18 protein-coding genes are annotated in these 21,370 nt (G+C 64.4%); 4 read left to right on the top strand and 14 right to left on the bottom strand.

Annotation, left to right across the window (positions count from 1 at the left end):
* Nucleotides 1-22: 22 nt before the first annotated feature.
* Nucleotides 23-1,747, bottom strand: coding sequence for a hypothetical protein (locus DKK67_RS01965; RefSeq protein ID WP_111493879.1), 1,725 nt, complete (start codon nucleotides 1,745-1,747; stop codon nucleotides 23-25).
* A 383-nt stretch (nucleotides 1,748-2,130) separates the two neighbouring features.
* Here DKK67_RS01965 and DKK67_RS01960 point away from each other — a divergent pair, with 383 nt between their 5' ends.
* A complete protein-coding gene (locus DKK67_RS01960; RefSeq protein ID WP_204355708.1) occupies nucleotides 2,131-2,919 on the top strand; it encodes a PaaX family transcriptional regulator C-terminal domain-containing protein in 789 nt (262 codons plus the stop codon).
* Between the two features lie 13 nt (nucleotides 2,920-2,932).
* Here DKK67_RS01960 and DKK67_RS01955 read toward each other — a convergent pair whose 3' ends face one another.
* The 6 genes from DKK67_RS01955 to hmpA form a co-directional block, all read right to left on the bottom strand.
* Nucleotides 2,933-3,706, bottom strand: coding sequence for a substrate-binding periplasmic protein (locus tag DKK67_RS01955; RefSeq protein WP_111493877.1), 774 nt, complete (start codon nucleotides 3,704-3,706; stop codon nucleotides 2,933-2,935).
* A gap of 71 nt (nucleotides 3,707-3,777) precedes the next feature.
* On the bottom strand, nucleotides 3,778-4,566 hold the full coding sequence (locus DKK67_RS01950) for a sulfotransferase family 2 domain-containing protein (RefSeq protein WP_162628719.1): 789 nt from the start codon (nucleotides 4,564-4,566) through the stop codon (nucleotides 3,778-3,780).
* A gap of 155 nt (nucleotides 4,567-4,721) precedes the next feature.
* Nucleotides 4,722-6,287: a methyl-accepting chemotaxis protein gene (locus DKK67_RS01945; RefSeq protein WP_111493873.1), complete on the bottom strand. Its 1,566-nt coding sequence runs from the start codon at nucleotides 6,285-6,287 to the stop codon at nucleotides 4,722-4,724.
* Nucleotides 6,288-6,311: 24 nt separating this feature from the next.
* Nucleotides 6,312-6,896 (bottom strand): DUF6436 domain-containing protein, encoded by a 585-nt coding sequence (locus DKK67_RS01940; RefSeq protein ID WP_111493871.1) that lies wholly within the window; start codon nucleotides 6,894-6,896, stop codon nucleotides 6,312-6,314.
* Between the two features lie 316 nt (nucleotides 6,897-7,212).
* Nucleotides 7,213-8,238: a branched-chain amino acid aminotransferase gene (locus tag DKK67_RS01935; RefSeq protein ID WP_111493869.1), complete on the bottom strand. Its 1,026-nt coding sequence runs from the start codon at nucleotides 8,236-8,238 to the stop codon at nucleotides 7,213-7,215.
* A gap of 287 nt (nucleotides 8,239-8,525) precedes the next feature.
* Nucleotides 8,526-9,746 (bottom strand): NO-inducible flavohemoprotein, encoded by a 1,221-nt coding sequence (gene hmpA, locus DKK67_RS01930; RefSeq protein ID WP_111493867.1) that lies wholly within the window; start codon nucleotides 9,744-9,746, stop codon nucleotides 8,526-8,528.
* A gap of 145 nt (nucleotides 9,747-9,891) precedes the next feature.
* Between hmpA and DKK67_RS01925 the strand changes: the two genes are divergently transcribed.
* The 3 genes from DKK67_RS01925 (at nucleotide 9,892) to DKK67_RS01915 (ending at nucleotide 13,197) form a co-directional block, all read left to right on the top strand.
* The gene (locus DKK67_RS01925) at nucleotides 9,892-10,323 is read left to right on the top strand and encodes an RrF2 family transcriptional regulator (protein ID WP_111493865.1); all 432 of its coding nucleotides are present in this window, start codon (nucleotides 9,892-9,894) and stop codon (nucleotides 10,321-10,323) included.
* Nucleotides 10,324-10,441: 118 nt separating this feature from the next.
* Entirely contained in the window at nucleotides 10,442-11,242 is an 801-nt protein-coding gene (gene tcdA / locus DKK67_RS01920; RefSeq protein WP_111493863.1) for a tRNA cyclic N6-threonylcarbamoyladenosine(37) synthase TcdA, read from the top strand.
* Nucleotides 11,243-11,331: 89 nt separating this feature from the next.
* On the top strand, nucleotides 11,332-13,197 hold the full coding sequence (locus tag DKK67_RS01915) for a cation:proton antiporter (RefSeq protein ID WP_111493860.1): 1,866 nt from the start codon (nucleotides 11,332-11,334) through the stop codon (nucleotides 13,195-13,197).
* On the opposite strand, the gene DKK67_RS01910 is transcribed toward DKK67_RS01915, so the two are convergent.
* The 7 genes from DKK67_RS01910 to DKK67_RS01880 form a co-directional block, all read right to left on the bottom strand.
* Nucleotides 13,185-14,138, bottom strand: coding sequence for an NADP-dependent oxidoreductase (locus tag DKK67_RS01910; RefSeq protein WP_111493858.1), 954 nt, complete (start codon nucleotides 14,136-14,138; stop codon nucleotides 13,185-13,187). The genes DKK67_RS01915 and DKK67_RS01910 overlap by 13 nt on opposite strands.
* Before the next feature lie 150 nt (nucleotides 14,139-14,288).
* Nucleotides 14,289-14,762 (bottom strand): acyl-CoA thioesterase, encoded by a 474-nt coding sequence (locus tag DKK67_RS01905; RefSeq protein ID WP_204355707.1) that lies wholly within the window; start codon nucleotides 14,760-14,762, stop codon nucleotides 14,289-14,291.
* A gap of 14 nt (nucleotides 14,763-14,776) precedes the next feature.
* Nucleotides 14,777-15,853, bottom strand: a complete 1,077-nt coding sequence (locus DKK67_RS01900) for an SMP-30/gluconolactonase/LRE family protein (RefSeq protein WP_111493856.1) — start codon at nucleotides 15,851-15,853, stop codon at nucleotides 14,777-14,779.
* A 118-nt stretch (nucleotides 15,854-15,971) separates the two neighbouring features.
* The gene (locus DKK67_RS01895; RefSeq protein WP_111493854.1) at nucleotides 15,972-16,757 is read right to left on the bottom strand and encodes an alpha/beta fold hydrolase; all 786 of its coding nucleotides are present in this window, start codon (nucleotides 16,755-16,757) and stop codon (nucleotides 15,972-15,974) included.
* Between the two features lie 10 nt (nucleotides 16,758-16,767).
* Nucleotides 16,768-17,451, bottom strand: a complete 684-nt coding sequence (locus DKK67_RS01890; protein ID WP_162628718.1) for a DUF1722 domain-containing protein — start codon at nucleotides 17,449-17,451, stop codon at nucleotides 16,768-16,770.
* A 141-nt stretch (nucleotides 17,452-17,592) separates the two neighbouring features.
* Nucleotides 17,593-18,015 carry a type IV pilin protein gene (locus tag DKK67_RS01885; RefSeq protein WP_111493850.1) on the bottom strand — a complete coding sequence of 141 codons (423 nt, stop codon included), beginning with the start codon at nucleotides 18,013-18,015 and terminating at the stop codon, nucleotides 17,593-17,595.
* Nucleotides 18,012-21,353 (bottom strand): pilus assembly protein, encoded by a 3,342-nt coding sequence (locus DKK67_RS01880; protein WP_162628717.1) that lies wholly within the window; start codon nucleotides 21,351-21,353, stop codon nucleotides 18,012-18,014. Before DKK67_RS01880 ends, DKK67_RS01885 begins: the two co-directional genes overlap by 4 nt.
* Nucleotides 21,354-21,370: the final 17 nt, after the last annotated feature.

The following is a 21,370-nucleotide window of genomic DNA, read 5'->3' as shown; positions in this document are numbered from 1 at the left end:
ATTATGGGTATTTTCTGAAGCTCTACTGAACGATAAGCCAGAGGGCGTAACCGACAAGCAGCCAGTAACACAGGCGCCGCGCCCATCGATCCAGTCGTGCCGATGCTCTCGCGTTCAATGCCGCGTCCAAGACAGCGCGGCCCCGGTCCTGCCACCACGGCCTGATCGCCGCCTGGTCGCCCCGAATCATGAGCTTGCCGATGCGGCCATCCCCGATTTTCGCCATCATCGACTGCATCCTCGGCGATAGGGACGGCCCCCGGTTACCGGCGGGCCCGACCGAAGCGGGGTGCGGGCGATCAAGACGTTCCAGATAGATGTCCAGCATCACGCCGGCAACGATCGGCCCGGGATGAACCAGAACGTTCCAACATATCAGGATCCAGTAGGCGACCAGGCAAAACAGAACCAGGCCCACCAACGGGGCAAGCAGGTTGGCACCGAGCCACACAATATTGGGGCTCCGGACATACTGCTCCTTGATCAAAACCAGTCCGATGGCAATCAAGACACCCAGCACCAGATCCAGCAAAAGGCCCCAGAGTGGCGCCAGGTCACTCACCGGTTTCAGAATCGACAGGTACGCCGCCAGGTGAACCCGGCTGCCGGGCACTTCACGCCCCATCATGTGAAACACGTCCGTCACGCCGTAGCGGCTGCCGATCATGAGTAGCTGGCCGTCCATCGGTTTGCCGGTGACGCCGGAATCGACGGGCTGACCATCGAGCGTCACGGTGAAATCCCCTCCGGGCTCGCGGGCGTCCAGTCGGAGAGTGGGCATATCCAGCTCGCCGAAGCGCCTGAAGTTCAGCGTCGCCAGGTACGGCTCCAGACGGCCACGGGACAGGAAAACAGCGGATGCGGTATTGAGGAATATCCGGTCCAGCAATTTGCCGACCGACGCGTCTGGCGACGAACACTGAGGATGGGAGGTTCCGAAACGAGGCACGGCGAACAGCTGCTCCAGCTGCGAACGCTGCGTCTCGAGAAACGCACAGGCCGCGCCAGCGGTGTCGGCGGCCTGATTAATGCGCCTGGGCCAGACACTCGCGCTAAACCGGCAGCGCACCGGCTCGCCGGTATCGTGTACCGCCTGACAGATCGCGTGGGCAAAGCTGGACGGCGTATCCAGGTAGTGCAACACGCCGCCATCTTCGACAATGAGATTGGCCAGCCCGAAGTAGAGGTTGTCGACATCCGCCAGCTCGTTCACCCACTCGATTTTTCGGTCGAGAGCCATGTCCGTGCTGACCGGTTGGGGCAGCAACAACACGGTGGGCACCCGCGGCGCAATGGCCTTGAGCGTACAGGTCAGATCGCAGGCCGGCGTGGGACGAAACGGATCATCAGTGGGGTTGGGCGACAGGTCGAGATCGATCGCGATGACGCCGGGAACGCCCAGTTGCCCGCCGATCCCGCCTTCCGGATCGGTCAGCGAAAGCAGCAAGTCGCGTAAATGATAGCGACTGAGCGGCGACTGCTGGTTGAAAACGCGCTCATAGGCCCGCTGATCAATTTCCAGCGTGTACAGTCTTGGCGTTTCGGCGTCTTCGTAACCCGACTCGGCGTCCGGCAGCCAACCTGCGCGCTCAAGGCTCACCGCGGCGAATCCCAGCGTCACATTCTGGATGCGGTCGAGCAACTGGAACTGGGCGGCAATGACCACCAGGCAGGCCACCAGGAGTGTGCCCGGAAAAACCTCCCCAACCCGCTGCGTCAGCCAACGGAACGCTGATGGTCTCGCCATAGAGACTCCCGGCGCTATCCGGGTCGGCATCCGGTCGTACGGGACGGGCCCTCGCACGGCATCACGGAGCGTTCAACGAATCGATACTTTGATGAAGAAAACAGGCAGGAGTACATGACGCCGCATCCTTGCTGTGAAAATCAAGAGTCCGGAAACGAGATACCTGATACAGCAATTAGGCAACAGCACTGCATGAAGTGTTAGGCGACACTCGCAAGCCTGTCAACTTGATTCATTCCAAGCGGAGGACGCGACCCGGGTCTCATTCCGCCACTCTTCCACTAACGGCGAAATGCCCGTGTTTTGGTTAGCGTGGTAACATTTCAGGCTAGACCGTCGGTTGGCGGCGCCCTGTCATGCGGAAGGATTGAGAGAAGTATCCGGTGAAACCCAAGCCCCAGCGTCTGATCATGAACCTGATGACGGCCATGGATGACGATGTCCTTCCGGTTCGAATCGCCATCAACATCTGCGAGCTGTTCGGTGTGACCAGCAACAGCACGCGGGTCGCCCTTACTCGCCTGTGCTCAGAGGGACTGATCGAGTCCAGCGGACGCGGTCTCTACCAGCTCACCGATCGCGCCCACAAGCTCAGTGACGACGTGCGGGGCTGGCGCGCCTCCCTGGAACGTATCCGGCCCTGGACGCAGCACTGGGTCGGCGTTCATCTCGGCAACCTGCCCCGCAGCGACAAACCCGCCGCGCGCCGACGGTTACGGGCCCTGGAAATCAACGGTTTCCGCGAACTCAGCCGCGACCTGTTCGTCCGCCCTGACAACCTGACCGGCGGCGGCGCGGCGATCCGGGAACGGCTGTATCGCCTGGGGCTGGAGTCGGAAGCGCCGGTGTTCGCACTCTGCGATCTCGACGAGGAGCGCGACCGTCAGGCCCGCAACCTCTGGGACCGGGACGCCCTGGAGCAGGGCTACCGCGACGGCGCCCGGCAGCTGGATCAGTGGCTCAAGCAGGCCGACGTGCTGGAGCCGGAAGCGGCGGCCCGGGAATCCTTCGTGCTGGGCGACCGGGCCATCCGTCGCATCGTCTTCGACCCGCTGCTGCCGGACGAGTTGATCGACACTGGGGCCCGCCGGCGGTTCGTCGACACCCTGATCGAGTTCGACCGGACCGGTCATGCCATCTGGCGGCAACTCTACCGGGTCAGTTCCGAATAGCGGCGATCGCGCCTCAGGAATCGGGTGTGCTGGCCTCGTCAGGATGAGGGGCCGCGTAGTCGCGCATCAGGCGCACATATTCCTTTGAACCGCGAAACCTGCGTATGGCGCGATCGAAGGCATGCACCAGCTCCGGGTCGGTGGTCGGTGCGAACATCAGGTAGACACTCCCCTCGCTGATCGGCTTGACCGACGCCGAAAGCTGGTCGGCAATGCCCAGACGGTGGGCTTCGTGCCAGCCTACGGCGCGATTGACCATGAAGGCATCCACCCGGCCCAGCAGTACCATGTTCAGCCCGGCCCGGATATCCCGCACTTCCTCACGCTCGAACTGGGGCGCAGACCAGACATCCCGGGTGTAGGAGTAGCCGGCCGACAGACCGATGGTCAGCCCCTCCAGACTGTCAAAATCCTCGTAGACCAGTGACGAGCGGCGATCGGAAAACAGCACGGTCTCACTGTAGGCCAGGGGTTCGGCGGGATACAGGAAAAGCTGCCGGCGCTCGACGGTCATACCCGCACCCAGCACGGCATCGGCCTCGTTGCGGGCCACCAGGTCCAGCGCCCGTTTCCAGGGAACAAAACGCAGGCGCGGCTCGTACCCCATCCGTGTCAGCACGGCCCGGGCAACCGTCCACAAGGGGCCGGCGGGTTTGCCGTCCCGTTGCTCCACCAGCGGCGGCCAGGGTTCGGTCACCAGTTCGAGCACTTCGGCCCGCACGGTCCCACCGCTCCCCCACACGACAAGGGCGAGGATCAGGCAACGGGCGCTCGAAAACTTGAACATACGGCGTTCACCCCTGGGACGAAAAGCCACGAGTTTACCAGCAATTGCGATCGCACGACCCAAGCCGTGATCTAGGAACGCAGGGTGTAGACCCGGTCCTGGTCACGACCGGCAATCTGCTGGGGCAGGTTTTCATTGTCGAAACTGTACCCCAGCAGACGAATGTCCTCGGCATACACCTCCGCCACGATATCCCGGGTCTCGGGGGTGTAGAATTCCGTGTAATGCGCCGTCTCTCCGCGGTTGAGCATCGGCAGCGAAGCGCTTGCGCCGAGCCGTGCCGCCACCTGGCGGAAATCCTGCTCGATGTTCTCCACGAAGCCGACGAAATCCAGCTTCACCATTTCGCGCCGATCCAGCATGAAATGATACTGCGGGCAGAACGGCGTCCACTTGCGGACGTTGCGACGCGTCAGCCAGCGCCGTACGAAAGTCTCGAAGTCCCCATGCGGCTTCAGTTCCTGCTCGTACAGGCGCCGGTCCGTCGCGCTGCCGCCGCCGTCACGCAACGACGCGTAGATCGATACCAGCCGGTCCCAGGGATTGCGCACGAACGCGAACTTGAAATACTCCGCAACGCAGCGCGGCTCGAAGATGTTCAGGTACTGCTCCAGCGTGGTGTGGCCGCCGGACAGGTTGCCGAACAGGGTCTGGCTGATCGCCATGCCGGCGCAACGGGGAACCTGCACAAAAATCGCACGCTGGCGGTCGAACGGCCGAAACGAGTAACCCTGGGGCGACTCGTCCTGGCGCAGGCGCTGTGCTGCTTCAAACGCGCCCTTTTCCTTGAGCCGATAATCCCAGCGTTTGAGTTGAAGATAAAGTTGCGGCGGCAGCTTTTCCCAGATGTCGTGCTTCATGGCCATATGTCCCTATGCGGCGGGTCCCTCAAGTAACGACCAGGACCTCCTGTCCCGGTGTTATTAGGATAACGCCGAGAGCGAGCACTTACAGTGGGGCCACTGGCGACAGAGCGACGCCGCCGTCATGTCGCGACGACGTGAGCAGCCGGCCTCTACAGGGAGAATCGGGTGGACTGGTGCAGGAGTTGCTCGGCAAGCCGGCGCAGACGACCGCTCACATCCGCCAGGTGATGGACCTCCCCGCGGCTGGCCAGGATATCCCGGCGAATCGCCAGGACGCTGTTGTCACCGGCTTCCATAACCGCACGCTGGTGAGCCGCCGCCTCGGCGGTCTGGCGATTGGCCAGGTTGATGCGCTCCACGCCGTCGGCAATGGTCGCCAGGCGTTCGGCGAAGCCATCGAAGACCTCCACCGTGTCCCGGGTGGCGTCGCGACTGTCCGCCATGGCCGAATCCGCTGCCTTGGCGGCGGTTTGCAGCTCGTCGATCATGGACTGGATTTCCAGCGCCGACTGCTGAGTTTTCTGGGCCAGCGAGCGAACCTCGTCGGCGACTACGGCAAAGCCGCGCCCCTGTTCGCCGGCCCGCGCCGCCTCAATAGCCGCGTTCAGAGCCAGCAGGTTGGTCTGCTCGGCAACCCCGGTGATCACGTCCAGAACGCTACCGATGCGGTAGCTGTCGCGGGTCAGCTGATCCACCCGGTCGCCGCCGCGGTCAATGCTGGAGGACAGCCGGTCGATGACCGGTCGGCTGCTGTCGATGGACATCGTCGCCTCACGGGCGGCACCGTCCACGCTGTCGGCCGCTTCGGCCGCGTCTCGGGCACTCTCGGCCACCTGCTGGACGGCCGCGGTGGCTTCGCTGACCGCCGACGCCGCCTGCTCAGTATCCGCCTCCTCGGTGCGGAAATTGGAAGCCAGCCCTTCCGCCAGCCGCTCCATCTCCGAGCTGGTGGCATCCAGTTGCCCGGTGACATCCTGTGTCTCCCGCAGCACCGTCCGGGTCTCGCTCATGACCGCCTGCAAGGCATGGCCCACGCGGCTGCCCGGCGGCCGCTCCGTTCCCCTCAGGTCGATGCGGTCGCCCCCCTGCAACAGGCTGCCCACAGTGGCATAGACTTCTTCCGTTTCCACCGCCTCGCGCCGCAGCTTGATCGCCATCACCACCAGGATTATCGACTCAAACACCACATAGGCGGCGTGCAAGAGCACGATCTCCAACCCGGTATTGGCCTCGAACACGTAGACCGACCAGACGCCGGCCACCTGCAGGTAATTGAATACCAGGTGATGCACCGCGATCACGCCCGCAGCGGCGACGATGGGCAGCCAGTCCCGGTAATACAGCAGAAACGCCAGCAGCATGAAGATCCCGAAGTGCATCTCGATCATGCCGTGGGCCTGGTGGATATGCAGCGCCGAAAGAATCATGAAGCCGGCGCCGAATCCCACCCGCGACAGCCGACTGCCCGGGCTGAGCCACGCCAGGGCGACTGGCACCACCAGCGCCGGCACACCGAACCAGAACAGCGCCAGCCAGGTGTCGTGCCACCCGGCCAGTGCCACGGCATAGAGCATCAGAAGCGCACTGACACCGGCCATGAGGCGATCCGCCTGGCGACGCTGGCGGTCAAGACTGTAGAGCGTGTCCGACGAACGCTCAGCGGCGGCCGCCGCTGGTGCGGACGTAGAGATATCCGGGCGCAGGATCGTATCCATACGAGATTCTCCTGGTACGTGGTCTCAGGTCTTCCGGTGCCGGATCGCACAGAAGCAGCCCAGGGCCACCTCATTGATCCAGGGTGTCACGGATTCATGGTTCCGGAGCCGACTCAGTTCGTCTTCCACGAAGTTGATGCCGCTGCCACAGGAGGGGCCGCTCGAATAGGGGCCGAAGTACAGCAGCTGACCGCCAGGTCCAAACAGCGCCGCCGCCGGGACCGCCGAAACCAGCTGCCATAACGCTGGCAGCTTGCGTCGGTCCACCGCTTCACCGAGGTCCGGGACCGCGGCGTCGGCCGTCGGCGGCAACGCCTGGATCACGGCAAGATCGGACCGACTGTATTCCGCCCGCAAGCGCCTCAGGTGGTCGCGACTGGCGTCGTCGCAGCGGCAACCCGGCTGCGAGAAATGCACCAGCGTGACGCCGCCCGGCTCGACCCCGGTCGCCGTCGGCTCGGCGCTCCAGGCCCGTTCCAACTGCTTTCGCAATGCCTCCGGAAGGACGGTTTGCGAGGAATTCGCCCCGGGGTAAGGCTGCAGGTATTGAGACTGATACCAGCCGTAACCCACCGCCGAGCCGCCCAGCCAGGTCAGCAGTAACCCCATACCGATCCATCGCCGCCAGCCGTCCATGAAACTCCGAAAAAGTCGCAAAACCAACTATTGACTGTAGCAGGATGCGCCAGGCTCGGCGGGAAAGTCTGTATAGAAAACGTTACAAGAATGATGCGGTGTTCATTTTTCTTGAAAGAAAAGAAAGCCGCCGCATCGGGCATTAACGCCGGCCGAAAAGCGCCTTGCAGTGCACCGGTTGGATCTGGCCGCCGGAGCGTCGAAGAACGGACGTGCGACGGTAAGGAATAAGGGCGGGAGAGGTGAAACCCGGCGCCGCACGGGCACCGGGTTCAGAAGCAGACGGGGATCAGCTCAGCCAGCCGAAACGGTCCGGAGTCTGGCCGGATTGCAGCGCGCGCAGGGCCTCGCTCAGCTTGCGGGTGTTGGGGCCCACGCCGCCGTCGCCCACCGGGTAGCGGGTATCGCCGTGGACGAAGGCGCCCACGCCGGACAGCACCGCCGCGGTGCCGGACAGGGCCGCCTCGCCGGTCTTGATCCATGCCTTCACCTCGTCGACGGTGAAGTCCCGCTCGACGACCTCATAGCCCAGGTCCCGGGCCAGGGTGATGATCGAATCCCGGGTGACGCCGTGCAGGAAGGAGGGATCCAGCGGCTTGGTCAACAGACGGTTGTCGTCGATCAGGAAAAAGTTGGAGGCACCGGTCTCCTGCACGTCACCGCCGGGGCAGAACAGGACCTGGTCAGCGTCGTATTCGGTCCGCGCGCGGTTCACGTGGCGCAGGGCCGCAGCATAGTTGCCACCGGTCTTGGCCTGGCCGAAGCCCGGCGTGCTGCGCATTTCCTGGTCCTCGATGAGGATCGTCAGGCCCTTGCCGCCGGCGAAGTAGTCACCCACCGGCGACGCCAGGATGTAAACCAGCGCTTCGGCCGACGACGCGCCGGCCGCACCGATGTTGGCTTCGGTACCGATCAGTGTGGGCCGCAGGTAGAGCGCGCCGGGCGCCTCGGGAATAATATCCCGCGCCAGTTCCACCACTTCGCGGATCATCGCCTCAACCATCTCCGCCGGCGGCTGCGGCAGACACAGCAGGGCGGCGCTGCGCTGGAAGCGGGCCACGTGCCGTTCGAGCCGGAAAATACGCACATCGCCGTCCGGCATGCGGTAGGCCTTGAGCCCCTCGAAACAACTGCTGCCGTAGTGCAGCACATGGGACGCGGGATGCAGAGGCAACGGACCCACCGGTACCGTTTCCACTCCCTGCCATTGTCCGTCGGCGTAACGCGCGAGCGTCATCTTCTCGGCGAACTGGGTACCGAAGGGCGCGGGCGCCGCGGCGGTCTGGGAAGCGGTATCGGAAGCAACCTCTGTCATGAAATGGTCCTCAATGCTGCGGGAGTAACGGAATTGACCTGGGAGGGGGTCACGGAGCCTCTATTCAGCTCCTTGATAGCAACCTACCATTATCAACGCTTGCCGGACAGTGGCAATGTCCGCAATTTTCGCCGCTCCGGTTGCCCGGATCAAGGATTAACCAACCGTTCTGCAATGAGGCGTCGACGCCCCGTCGACCATCGCCGAGCGCGACTCCCGGTATCCCCTCATCCGGGCAGCCCGTTGCAGGCCGCCCGGATGGCGCTCAAGCCGACGACTCGTCGCCCTCAGGCCAGCGCCTGGGCCGGACCGAAGAACTCGTAGTGCTGGTCGGCCTCGGGCACTGCGCGCGCCTTCAGCAGCTGCCGCACCTGCTGCAGCATCGGCGCGGGCCCGCAGAAATACCAGGCGGCGTCGGCATCGCCCACCAGTTCGTCCAGCAGCGGGGCATCGATGAAGCCCGTGCTCTGGCAGCGACCGGCTTGCAGATCGCCATCCAGCGGGTCACTGAACCGGGCATGCAGCCGCAGGTTATCGTAACGCTGCGCCAGCTCGGCCAGCTCTCCGGCAAACGGCTGGACCGCGCGGTTCAACGCCGCCTGGATGAACACCACCGGGCGCGCCGCCGGGGACGTCTCCAGCGCCACCGTCAGCATGGACATCAGCGGCGTGATCCCTACGCCGCCGGCGATGAAGACCAGCGGCTTGTCCGCCGGTTCGGGCAGCGTCAGGGTGAACTCGCCGGCCGGCGGCGCGACTTCGAGGCTGTCGCCCACGTTGATGTGGTCGTGCAGGTAGTTGGACACCACGCCGGCCGGCACGTCGCCCTGCCCGGCTTCGCGCTTGACGCTGATACGGAACCAGGGTTCGCCGGGCCGGTTGGACAGGCTGTAGTTACGCAGGGTGGTGCCGCCGTCCGCCGTGGGAATACGTACGGTCAGGTATTGTCCCGGCAGGTGGGGCGCCAGCACGCTGCCGTCCGCCGGGCACAGGTAGAAGGACTCGATGTTGTCGCTGCAGCGCTCACGTTTCTCCACCAGGAAGCGCTTGAAGCCCTGCCAGCCGTAGGTGACTTCCTGTTGCTCGAAGATCTGCCCCTCGCGCTGGATGAACAGATCCGCCAGTACGCCATAGGCTTCCCCCCAGGCGTTGATGATGTCGTCGGTCGCCGCCTCACCCAGCACCTCGCGGATCGACGCCAGCAGGTTCTCGCCCACGATCGGATAATGCTCCGGCTTGATGCCCAGGGACACGTGCTTCTGTGCGATCAGCTCCACCGCCCCGGCCAGGGCCGACGGGTTATCGATATGCTGGGCGTAGGCGCAGATGGCACCGGCCAGCGCGCGCTGCTGGGTGCCCGCCTGCTGGTGCGCCGGATTGAAGAAGGCCTTCACTTCCGGGTTGTGCTCGAACATGCGCTGATAGAAGTGGCGGGTCAGGGTTTCGCCGTGTTCCTGCAGGACGGGAATGGTTTGCTTGACGACATCGACGGTGGACTGGCTGAGCATGTCTGGACTCCTTGTGTCATAAGGCGGCGCAGGCCGGGCGTCAGTACGCTGATCGCCATCGGGGCCGGAGCCTTGCTTAAAGCGGTATTTTACTTACCACTTTAAATAGGCATATTATTTACCAAATTAATCAAGGTCAATAGGCATGCAGCTCACCGCGCATACTGATTACTCCCTACGCCTGCTCATCTTCATGGCCGTGAAGCGGGACGACGAGCCGGCCACGGTGCAGGATGTGGCCCTGCACTACGGCATTTCCGCCCACCATGTCGCCAAGGTGGCACGCACCCTGGTGCAGTTGGACTACCTGAAAAGCCATCGCGGCCGCGGCGGTGGACTGGAACTGACGCGGAAGCCGGCTGAGATCAACATTGGCGCGGTGGTACGCCAGACCGAAAACCTGCGCCTGCTGGAATGTTTTGGCCCGGACTCCACCTGCCCCATCGAACCCGGCTGTACCCTCAAAGGCGTGCTCGGGGAAGCGTTGCAGGCCTTCATCGACGTGCTTGACCGTTATGTGCTGGCGGATCTCGTGGACAATCGCCAGGAGCTGCGCCAACTGCTGGGCCGCCGCTGAATCGCCATACAGTCAGCCTATCCCCACGATTCGGGTTTTCCCTGACCTCCCCCCGGTGTCCCGGACGAATCGGTCAGGTACAATCGCGCTCTGATTTGAACGCAGCCAGAGACGGGTCATGAGCACAGACGATTACAGCTTCCGCTTCGGTGGTATCGAACGGCTCTACGGGCGCACCGCACTGCAGGCATTCCGGGGCGGCCACATGGCCGTGGTGGGCCTGGGCGGCGTCGGCTCCTGGGCGGCGGAGGCGCTGGCCCGCAGCGGCATCGGGCGCATCACGCTGATCGATATGGACGACGTCTGTGTGTCCAACACCAACCGCCAGCTGCATGCCCTGGCCGGCCAGTACGGCCAGACCAAGACCGACGTCATGGCGGAGCGGCTGAAGGCCATCAACCCGCAGCTCGACGTGGTGGTGCACTTCGGCTTTCTCACCCCCCGCAACGTGGCGGAGCTGGTGGGCGACGACCTGGACGGGGTGATCGACGCCATCGACAGCGTCAAGGCCAAAGCGTCGCTGATCGCCCACTGCAAACGCCGCAAGATCCCGCTGGTCTGCGCCGGCGGCGCGGGCGGCCAGATGGACCCGACCCAGATCCAGGTCAGCGACCTGTCCCGCACCACCCAGGATCCATTACTGGCCAAGGTGCGTAATCTCCTGCGTCGGGAGTACAACTTTTCCCGCAATCCCAAGCGCCGCTTTGGCATCGAAGCCGTCTATTCGCTGGAGCAGTTGACCTATCCGTCCGGTGATGGCGAAGTCTGCCTGCAGAAACCGGACACCCGCGGTCCGGTCAGACTGGACTGCGCCTCCGGCTTCGGAGCGGCCAGCCCGGTCACGGCGACCTTCGGTTTCGTCGCGGCGTCGCGGCTGCTGAACCGCCTGGCACGAAAATCCCGGGAGGCCAGCGCCTGAGTATGGCTACAGAAGTGTAACGACATGACTGTGACTACACTGTAGGCCGGGACTTCCCGTCGACCCACTGGAATGGATCACCCTTTTCTATGTCTGCGAACATCGTTCTCCTGCTCGCGAGCATTGGCGTCATATCGCTGTTCTGCCAATGGCTGGCCTGGCGCGTGCGCATGCCGGCCATCCTTTTTCTGCTGGCCGGCGGGATTGCGGCTGGCCCCTTGCTGGACTGGCTCAACCCCCAGGCGCTGTTCGGTGACCTGCTGTTCCCGCTGATCTCCCTGGCGGTGGCGGTCATCCTGTTCGAAGGCAGCCTGACCCTGCGCTTCTCCGATATCAAAGGTCACGGCCGCATGGTGCGTAACCTGGTGCCTGTGGGCTCGATCGTCACCTGTACCATCGGCACCCTGGCGGCGCACTGGGCGCTGGATATCGACTGGGAAATCGCCCTGCTGTTCGGCGCCATCGTGGTGGTGACCGGGCCGACGGTGGTCGCCCCGCTGCTGCGCTCGGTCAAGCCTGCCGCCAAGCTGGCCAACATCCTGCGCTGGGAGGGCATCATCATTGACCCGGTGGGCGCCCTGCTGGCGGTCCTGGTGTTCGAGGGGATCGTCTCCTGGGGCCAGGGCAACGTGTTCGGCCATTCGCTGTATATCTTCGCCAAGACGCTGTTCATCGGCATCGCCCTGGGCGCCCTGTCCGGCTGGCTGACCGGCATCGCCCTGCGCAAGCACCTGGTGCCCCAATACCTGCACAACGCCGGCACCCTGACCTTCATGCTCGGGGTCTATGCCCTGTCGAACGAGATGGCCCATGAGTCCGGGCTGTTGACGGTCACTGTGATGGGTATCTGGATGGCCAACATGAAGCAGGTGCCGATCGAGAGCATCCTGGAGTTCAAGGAATCCCTCAGCGTGCTGCTGATCTCGGCGCTGTTCATCATCCTGGCGGCGCGGGTCGAGTTCAGCGCCATCGCCGAGCTGGGCTGGAGCCTGGTGGCCGTACTCGCGGTGCTGATGTTCGTGGCCCGGCCGATCAGCGTGTTCCTGTCCGCCATCGGCACGTCTCTGAACTGGCGGGAGAAGCTGTTCCTGAGCTGGGTGGCACCCCGCGGGATTGTTGCCGCCGCCGTATCCGCGCTGTTTGCCTTCCAGCTGCAGCGGGTGGGGTACGAGAGTGCCGGCGTGCTGGTGCCGCTGGTGTTCATCGTCATCATCGCCACCGTGACCCTGCAGAGCCTGACCGCACGGCCCATCGCCACCCTGCTGAAGGTCGCCCAGCCGGCGGATTACGGCTTCCTGATCCTCGGTGCCAACGGCGTGGCCCGGCAGATCGGCCGCGCCCTGCAGAAGATGGACGTGCCGGTGGTGCTGACCGACACCAACTGGGAGAACGTGCGCCAGGCGCGCATGGACAACCTCAACGTCTATTTCGGCAATCCGGTGTCGGAGCATGCCTCCACGCACCTGGACCTCACCGGCATCGGCAACCTGCTGGTGATCTCGCCCTACAAGCAGCTCAACTCACTGGCCACCTACCATTTCCTGGACTGGTTCGGCGGCGGCAGTGTCTACAGCCTGTCGGAAGGCGATCAGGACCAGAAGGCGCGGCACCAGACCGCGGAAAAGATCCAGCAGACCCGCGGCCTGTTCGGCGATGTCAGCTACGCCAAACTGGCCAGTATGGTGAGCAAGGGCTATACGGTGAAAACCACCCAGCTGTCGGAGGCCTTCACCTTCGACGACTACAAGGCCCAGTACGAGCAGCAGGCGCTGCTGCTGTTCATTATCGACCCGCGTGACCGCATCCAGGCGGTGACCAACCAGACCAATATCAAGGTGGACAAGGGTTGGGTCCTGGTCAGCCTGGTGCCGCCCCAGCCGCCGAAGGAGCGCAAGGAGAAGGAATCCGGACCGGAGCCGGTCGGTCAGGCAGCGCCGGAGCCTCAGCGGGCCTGACAGTCCAGCACCAGCTTGCCGCGCACGTGGCCGGTTTCCAGCCGGCGGTGGGCGGCAGCGGCCTCGGCCAGGGGGAAGGCCTCGTCAATGTGCAGGCGCACGTCGCCGTCCTCAATCAGCTCGGCGATTTCCTCCAGGTGGAAGATGTCCGGCCGCACGGTCATGCCATGGGCCTTGAGCCCCATGTTTTCCGCTTCGGTGATGATGGGATCGGCGGTAACGGTGGGAATGGTCACCAGCACGCCCTGTTCCGCCAGGGTGTGCAGGGAGCGCTTGCCGGTATCGCCCCCCACCAGGTCCAGCACCAGATCGAGCCCGTAGCAGGCGTCGACGAAATCGTCCGAGGTGTAGTCGATCACCTCGTCCGCCCCCAGGGTGGCGAGGAAATCGGCATTGGCCCCCGACGCCGTGGCAATGACGTGGGCGCCGCGGGCGCGGGCGAACTGCACGGCCAGGTGACCGACGCCTCCGGCCCCGGCGTGGATCAGCACCTTGTCATCGGCCTTGAGCTGGCCCATCTCGAACAGTCCCTGCCAGGCGGTCAGGGCCGCCAGCGGTAAGGCGCCAGCGTCGATCAACGGCAGCTCCTCGGGCACCAGGATCAGCTCGTCCGCCCTGGCCAGGGCGTACTCGGCGTAACCGCCGCCCTGGGTCGGGAAGCCAATCATGCCCATCACCCGGTCGCCGGCCGCCAGGGTGTGGACGCCCTCGCCCACATCGGTGACCGTACCGGCCACGTCGTAGCCCGGCGTCCAGGGCAGCGCATCCTTGATCTGCTGGGCGGCGAAGCCCAGCCCCTTGCGGGTTTTCCAGTCGATGGGATTGAGACCGGCTCCGGCCACCCGGATGCAGACTTCACCGGCCGCCGGAACCGGATGTTCCGCCTCCGCCAGCTTCAGCTCATCAGCCTCCCCAAAACGCTCATAGACGATGCGACGCATGGTGACATTCTCCCTGGGCTGCACAGTGGCGGCACCGGTTCTCTGGATCGGGTTCAGGATCGACAACGTTTCAGGGTCGTCTCGGGGTCCGGGAGCCGGTTTCCAGCAAGCTTAGCAGAATCGCCACGGAACGCGCCCTGCCGCGGCTTGCTATTCGTCAACCGGCTCATCCACGCGCACAACAGCGTGACCGAGCAACTCGCCGTATTCCTTGGGCACCCGCGCCGGCCGCTGGGTCTTGAGATCGACGCAGGCGTGTGTAGACAGGGCGCGCACCAGGCACTTGCCGTCGGACACCCGCATCAGCTGGAAGCGACGGGCGGAGCGGAAACGACCGTCAAAATCCACCAGCCAGGTGCCCAGCAGCAGGTGCTCGCCTTCGTTGGCGGCGGCCAGGTAGTCAATCTCCGTGCGAGTGATGGCCATGGCCTTGCCAGTGGCCTCGTGACGCTCCCAGGTCATGCCCAGGCTTTCGATGTGGGCCCAGCTGACCTCCTCCAGCCAGCGCACGTAGACCACGTTGTTGGCGTGGCCCAGACGGTCCACATCCTCGGGCTGCACCGTGATCGGCAGGATGAACGGATCAGGCAGATCCCAGTCGATCAGGTCGGGCACGTCGATCACTCTTGTTTCTCCTCTTACAGGGCGGGGATGGCTTCCATGGGCAGCCGTCCAATGCGGTTATTGTGCAGGGTCCCGAAATACAGCCTGTCCAGGTGCGGCTCCACCGAGGTGATCTCGGTCAGATAGCGCCCGCCCGGATCTTGCAGGCTGGTCAGGATCTTGCCGTCTTCATCCAGGGCCAGCACCAGGCCGTAGCGTTCGACCGGTGGTTGCAGGCTGTCCGGTAGCTTGGCCACCTGCTCCTTGAGCCAGGGATAGGGATTGATCCAGTCGATAAAACGGTTGCGCGGCGACGGCAGCGCCAGCCAGAAACGTCCCTGACTGTCCGCCGACACGCCGTCCGGAAAGCCCGGCAGGTTATCGATGAACACCTCGGCGGTGCCGGCGTTGCGGCCGGTCAGCCAGTATCTCAGCACCCGGTATTTCCAGGTTTCATTGACCAGCAGGAAACTACCGTCCTTCGACACCGCCACGCCATTGGCAAAATGGAGGTTGCGCAGCAGTACATCCGTCTTGCGGGTGGCCGGGTTATAGCGCAGCAGGCGGCCGTGGGGCTGCATTTCCAGCAGGTCGAGCCGGTACTGGGACTGGTTGAAGCGGGAGCTGGCGTCGGTGAAATAGATCATGCCGTCCGGGCCGATGTCCACATCATCGGTGAAACGGAACGGGAGCCCCTCCGCCTCCGTCGATAGCGTGCGGATGTTGCCGGAAGGCGGATCGATGGACAACAACCCCTTGTAGGCATCAGCGACGATCAGATTGCCGTTGCGGTCGAATTCCATGCCCAGCGGCCGGCCACCGGTGCGGGCCCAGGTCTCCACCCGGCCGTCGGGCCATACCCGGACGATGCGACCGTCCTGGGTGCCGCCGTAGACCCGGCCGGCGGAGTCCACGTCGACGTCTTCCGGGCCCTCCACCTGGCCCACGCCCAGCAGTTCGGACAGACGCAGGATCTGGTTGGGTGCGGCGGCACCGTTCAGGCCAGGCGCCGGAGGCGGTGTCCAGGCATGACTGTCGACCGGTGAAGGCGTCAGCAGGAAACCGCCGATCACCAGGAACACCACCACACACAACGCGTAGATCCACCGCATGCCGTCTCCTTCCAATGCGCCCAGGGAAAAGGCGGCCGCCCGGGCCGCCCTTTTTTACCCTAGCAAAATCCCGCCACGGGCTCGACGCGTCAGCGCCGCCGTCCGTCGGGCGCCATGATCAACGGGCGTCGAATTCCCCGTCCAGGAAACGGCTGCAGAGATTGGCGAACAGGTCGGGCTTCTCCGCGTGCAGCCAGTGGCCGGTGCCGGGAATGATGCGCAGGCTGGCTTGCGGGAACAGGCGCGCCACGATGTCCTGGTGCTGGGTCTGGATATAGCCCGAATCGCCGCCCTTGATGAACAGGGTGGGTCCCTCGAAAGGCCCTTCGGCGGAGGGGCCGGCGGCGATCTGGTCGTAGTGGCGTTCGATCACGTCCAGATTGAGGCGCCAGGTGAAGCCACCGTCAGCATCGCGCACCAGGTTCTTCAGCAGGAACTGGCGGACCGGCGCCTCGGGCACGGCTTCGGCCAGGGCCTTGTCGGCGGCACCGCGGGAGGCGATGGCGGTCAGGTCGAGCCCGCTCAGACCGTCGATGATGGCATCGTGGTGCGGCGGGTAGTCCACCGGCGCGATGTCGGCGACGATCAGCCGGTCGATCCGGTCGGGATGGGCCAGCGCCAGTTCCATCGCGGTCTTGCCGCCCATGGAGTGGCCCAGGACCGAGGCGGTCGCCAGGCCAGCGCTGTCCATGTAGCGTTTGACGTCGTCGGCCATGGCCGGGTAGCCCATGGCGTCGGTGTGCGGCGAGCGTCCGTGATTGCGCAAATCCAGCGCGTGGATCTGCCAGCGGTCGGACAGGCGCTGGGTGATGCCGCCCAGGTTTTCCAGGGAGCCGAACAGACCGTGCAGTACGATCAGGGGGTCGCCCTCACCCACCACACGGTGGTGCAAATCCAGGCTCACGAATGTCTCCTTATAGCCAGGCGCGGAGTTCTCCCAGCGCCGTCGAATTGAGGAGGTAGGATACCTCATGTTGCATCGCCAGTTGCTGGACGTCTCCGGCCAGGGCATCCAGGTCATCCATCTGCGGGCTCAGGTTCGAGTAATCCGACACGTAGCCCCACATATGCTGCAAGGCGTTGCGGATGCCGCCTTCCGGCGGCGCAATGCGGGCCGCATTGACCAGTGCCAGCCAGAGCCGCTCCATGGGCGCACTGCGCGCCGCCACCTGGCGTCCAAAGCTGTGATAGGCCTGGCGATTACGCGCCAGCAGGCTGTACTTGTAGCTGGCCCAGAGCTCGTGGTCGTTGCGCGGCAGCCGGATGCGTCCCTTGCGCCCGAGTTCGCCGCGGGTCTGGATAAACAGGATTTCCTCGGCCAGCGCCGGCGCCTGCAGCGGCGGCCAGATAATCGCCTCACCGGAGACCTTTACCACGCCGGGCACCGCCTGCCCGCGCAGGCTCATCTCCACCATCAACTGGTTCAAGCGCAGGACCAGGGCATCCTCGTGCCCGCGCCACTCCTCCGGTACGCGCTCGTCAGCACCGTGCCCCCGACTGTCCCCCACCAGTCCAACCAGCAGGCGGGTCTGTTCCGACAGCAGGTCATCGTCCAGAAAACCGGGATCGAGGTTCAATACGCGATTGGCGATAGACAAGAGGAGCAGCTCCCTGAAGGTTGGGTAAAAAGAAAAAAAGAGACGCCGCCGCAGGCCGGCGGCGCCTATTACTTACACCAAGTGGGGCGTCAAAAACAATCTGAAGGGAAAAATCAATGCGAGACAGCTCGCGGCGCGCGCCTACCAGCAGTCGTCGGAATCGGCACCCCGCACGCTGGCCTGGGTCAGTGTGAGCGTACCGCACTCATCGTCCGCCTGACCGGCCTTGGGCGTAGCCGACAGGGTATAGGCGCGCTGGCTCAGGGAGCCGTCCACGAACGCGAAGTCGTAGAAGCTGTCGAGGCCGCTTTCGGTGGTGCAGCCCAGACCGGGCAAGGTGTTGGCCGTGCCGTCACCGGCCTGGTCGTAGCGCATCTGGGTGGAGCGGAAGCGCTCCATGTACTGGCTGAACTCCACCAGGCAGGACTCGGCCTGGGTACGCCGGGATTTCTGCACGTACTGCTGGTAGTTGGGCCAGGCGATCGCCGACAGGATGCCGATGATGGCCACGGCAATCAGCAGCGACATCAGGGTAAAGCCGGCCTGTTTCTGCATCACTCTCATTCTTCAATCACCTCGCCCCAGGAAATACGTTCGGTGCCGGCGTCACCCGAGGAGGACTGGGCCACGCCGATGCTGTTGTCGGACGTGGATTCGTCCTGCCACTTCATGGTGTCGTCAATGAAGGTCGGCGTGCTGGGGGTGCTGCCGGTGGACAGTCCCGACACCACCAGCCCGTTGACCAGATCGTTCTCATCGATCACGCCGTCGCCGTTGATGTCGTAGTAGGACTCGGTCAGCGAGGCGCCGGTGTAGGGATCGACCGACATGACAAAACCGTCCCCGGCCGGGTTGCAGCTGTCCGCTTCGGGAATCAGCGTGGTGCCGATCAGCACGCCGCTCTGTACGGTGTTCGCCAACACCATACGCTCGCCTTCGGCAACGCCATTGACCGCGAGATCCATGTACCAGCCGCGCTGGCCGTCCATGTCGCCGTCGCTGGCTTCGGACACGCTGCGCACGGTATACGAGTCGGTGGTGGTTTCGGTGTCGATGGTGCGCTCGGTCAGCTCGTCGCGGGAGCCGATGGCGCCGTCTTCCGGCATCAGGCCATACCAGCTCTGGATCTTGTCGTTCTCGGTGCTGGTGATGTCCTCGCTGGACAGATACTTGCCGGTACCGAAGAATAGCCAGAGTTCTTCATCGTCGCTGTAGGCGCCGGTCATGTCGGCGGTAATGGGCTGGGCGTTGCCGCTGTCGTCGACAGCGCTGAAAATCAGCTCCGGAGCGGCGCTGGTGTCGGTCAGGTCAAACTGCCAGACGTTGCCCAGGTAGTCGCCGGCGTAGGCCACGTCGGACAGGGAATCGGCGGTGTCGTCGCTGTCCCACACCAGCGGGCCGGCCAGGCCGTTGGGGGCCGTGTCGCTGCCCTCGCCGGTGTCGATGGCGGTCACCGTGCCGTCGGCGACGGCGAACAGCAGCAGTTGGGCGGTGGCGTCGGTGCTGTTGTAGCCGTTGCCGGCGACGATCACCCAGTCGCCGTCCTGCAGCTTGGCGATGACCGGCGCGCCGATGGCGTTGCCCAGGGACGCGTTGTCGTCGACTTCCCAGAGGACGTCGTCGGCACTGAAGTTGTCCGGATCGGTGACGTCGAGCGCGAACAGCGACTGGCCGCCGCGCCCGGTGGAACCGACCAGCACCGTGTGCCAGGCATCGTCGAAATACACGTCCGCCGACACCAGCGTGCCATCCATGAAGTACTGGTGGTCGTAATCGGTATCCGCCAGGCTGCTGACGCCCTTGAGGGCCGCGCTGCGGGGCATGTAGGCGAAGAGTTCCTCGCCGCTGTCGGCGTCGAAGGCGTGCACCAGACCATCGTTGGCGCCGATATACACCACCGGCGTGCGGTCGGCGTAGGTCTGGGCGAAGCTGACGTGGGTATCCGCCTCGTCCCAGCCGGTGTCCTCATACTTGTCTTCGTCCGGCGGTCCCACATACAGCGGGGAGGAATGGACGATGTCGCCGATCACGGTATTGGAGCGGGTGCGATAGCTGCCGCCGTTGACCACTTCATTGCTGGCGTCGCCACGCAGGTAGGCAAGGGTGTCCTCATCGCCCAGGGCCGCCTGCAGGTCGCTGTCCAGGCTGTCCCAGACCAGCTCGGCACCGGCCAGGCCGTCACCGCTGTCGACGGCGGTGAACAGCTGCCGGTCGGCGGCGTCCGGCACGGTGGCGGACCAGGCCCTGGTGTCGGTGTTGCCGTCGTCGTCCAGGGTCCAGGCGCTCAGGTAACCGCTCCAGTCGCCGGACTTGTAGCTGGCCTTGTAGATGCGGGTGTCCTCGGTCAGCGTCGAGCTGTTTTCGGACAGCGCCGTGCCCGAGCCGGTGTGGGACTGGATGTCCGCCAGCGCCGATTTCAGCCCCTCGGCAAACTCCGTCGGGCTCTGCGCCGAATAGAAGCCGCCACGACTGTTCACGCTCGCGTGCAGCAGGTCATCGATCTTGCCGGCGTTGGAGCTGGTGGATGTCCAGTCGATGTCGGCACCCGTTTCGATGGCGTCGAACGCCTCCTCGGAGTCGACGTTGCCCTCCACGCCCAGACCAATGCCCAGTGTCACCATGTGCTGCCAGAAGGCGGGATCGTCGTCGGAGGTCGGCACGTCGTTGGCCAGGGACGTCATCAGGTCGTACTTCCAGTAGTACATGGCGATGTCCGCCAGGTTGTCGCTGGCGCTGAACCGGAACGGCGAGACCGCTTCGTAGGTGTAGCTGTCACCATCGTCGCTGGTGATGGTGGGTCCGCCGTTGTTGTCGTTCTCGCTGGTCGCGGCGGAGTTGGTCGCGGTGTCGCCGTTCCAGTAGCCATCGGTGGTCAGGATGGTGAAGTTCTGGCGACAGGACAGGATCTCGCTGGACGTATCGCCGGGATCGTCAAAGTAGGGCTCGCTGGTGGTGAAATATTCCCCGGCGGCCCCCAGGGCCCGACGCAGCGGCGTGCCGTAGCTGTAGCCGGAGGTCTGGGCGAACAGCCAGTCGTAGAAGTCGGCCTTGCTGGCGGAGAAAGCCTCCACACCGCTGCTGATGGTGTCGTCGTCATTGATGCGGCCATAGCCCAGACGGTAATCGTCTTCCATGTTCTGGAAGGCGATGCTAATCCCCGCCTTGGCGGTCATCAGGCGGCTGCGGTAGTAGGTGTACCAGTTGGCGACGTTCTGCATCTCGTCTTCGTCGTCGGTATCCACGAAAACCTGGTCGTAGCAGTCGTCATCCGAGTGATAGCCATTACAACCGCTGTTGCTCGAATCCCACACGTAATAGGAAAACGGATAGGTGGTCGTCGTACAGGAGCTGCTACTGCCCCCCCGGCCGCCACCGCGACCGCCGCCCCAGCCGCCACCAGACGACTCACACTCGGACTCGGACGTCCATTCGCTCAGATCCACGGTGGAGTCATCCGCGTCGGTAGAGGTGGAGGCACTGCCGCCGGAATCCTCATAGGCGTAATAGCCGTCGATCAGGGCCGCGTTGAAGTCCGCATCCCCCAGGCTGTTACCGTCTGCGTCCACCGGCGCGGTGTAAGTCGAGTCCGGATTGTAATAGAGCACGTTGTAATCCGGTGACTGGCAGCCCGCCGAGACGTTGGAATTAAGCAGCCCGGTACCGGGATTGATCACCTTGGAACCATCGCTGTAGGCGGAACTGCAACTGGTGTCCTCGGGCATGGCGTCCTCAAGCATGGAGCCGGAATCGTCCAGGATAAAGACGATGTTCGGCGCCAGCGGATCGGTCACCAGCACCGGTTGGTCGTCAATGGTGATATCGGCGCGGGCGCTGACGGCCAGCACGGCCAGCGCCATACCCACGCCATAGCCCAGTTTGTGCAGGATCGCTGCTGTGTTCACGGTGGACTCCCTACGGG

The sequence above is a fragment of the Marinobacter bohaiensis genome (genome assembly GCF_003258515.1).
In the GTDB taxonomy this organism is placed as follows: Bacteria; Pseudomonadota; Gammaproteobacteria; order Pseudomonadales; family Oleiphilaceae; genus Marinobacter_A; species Marinobacter_A bohaiensis.
Note: the sequence above shows the minus strand (reverse complement) of the source record. Positions and strands in the feature narration are given on the sequence as shown.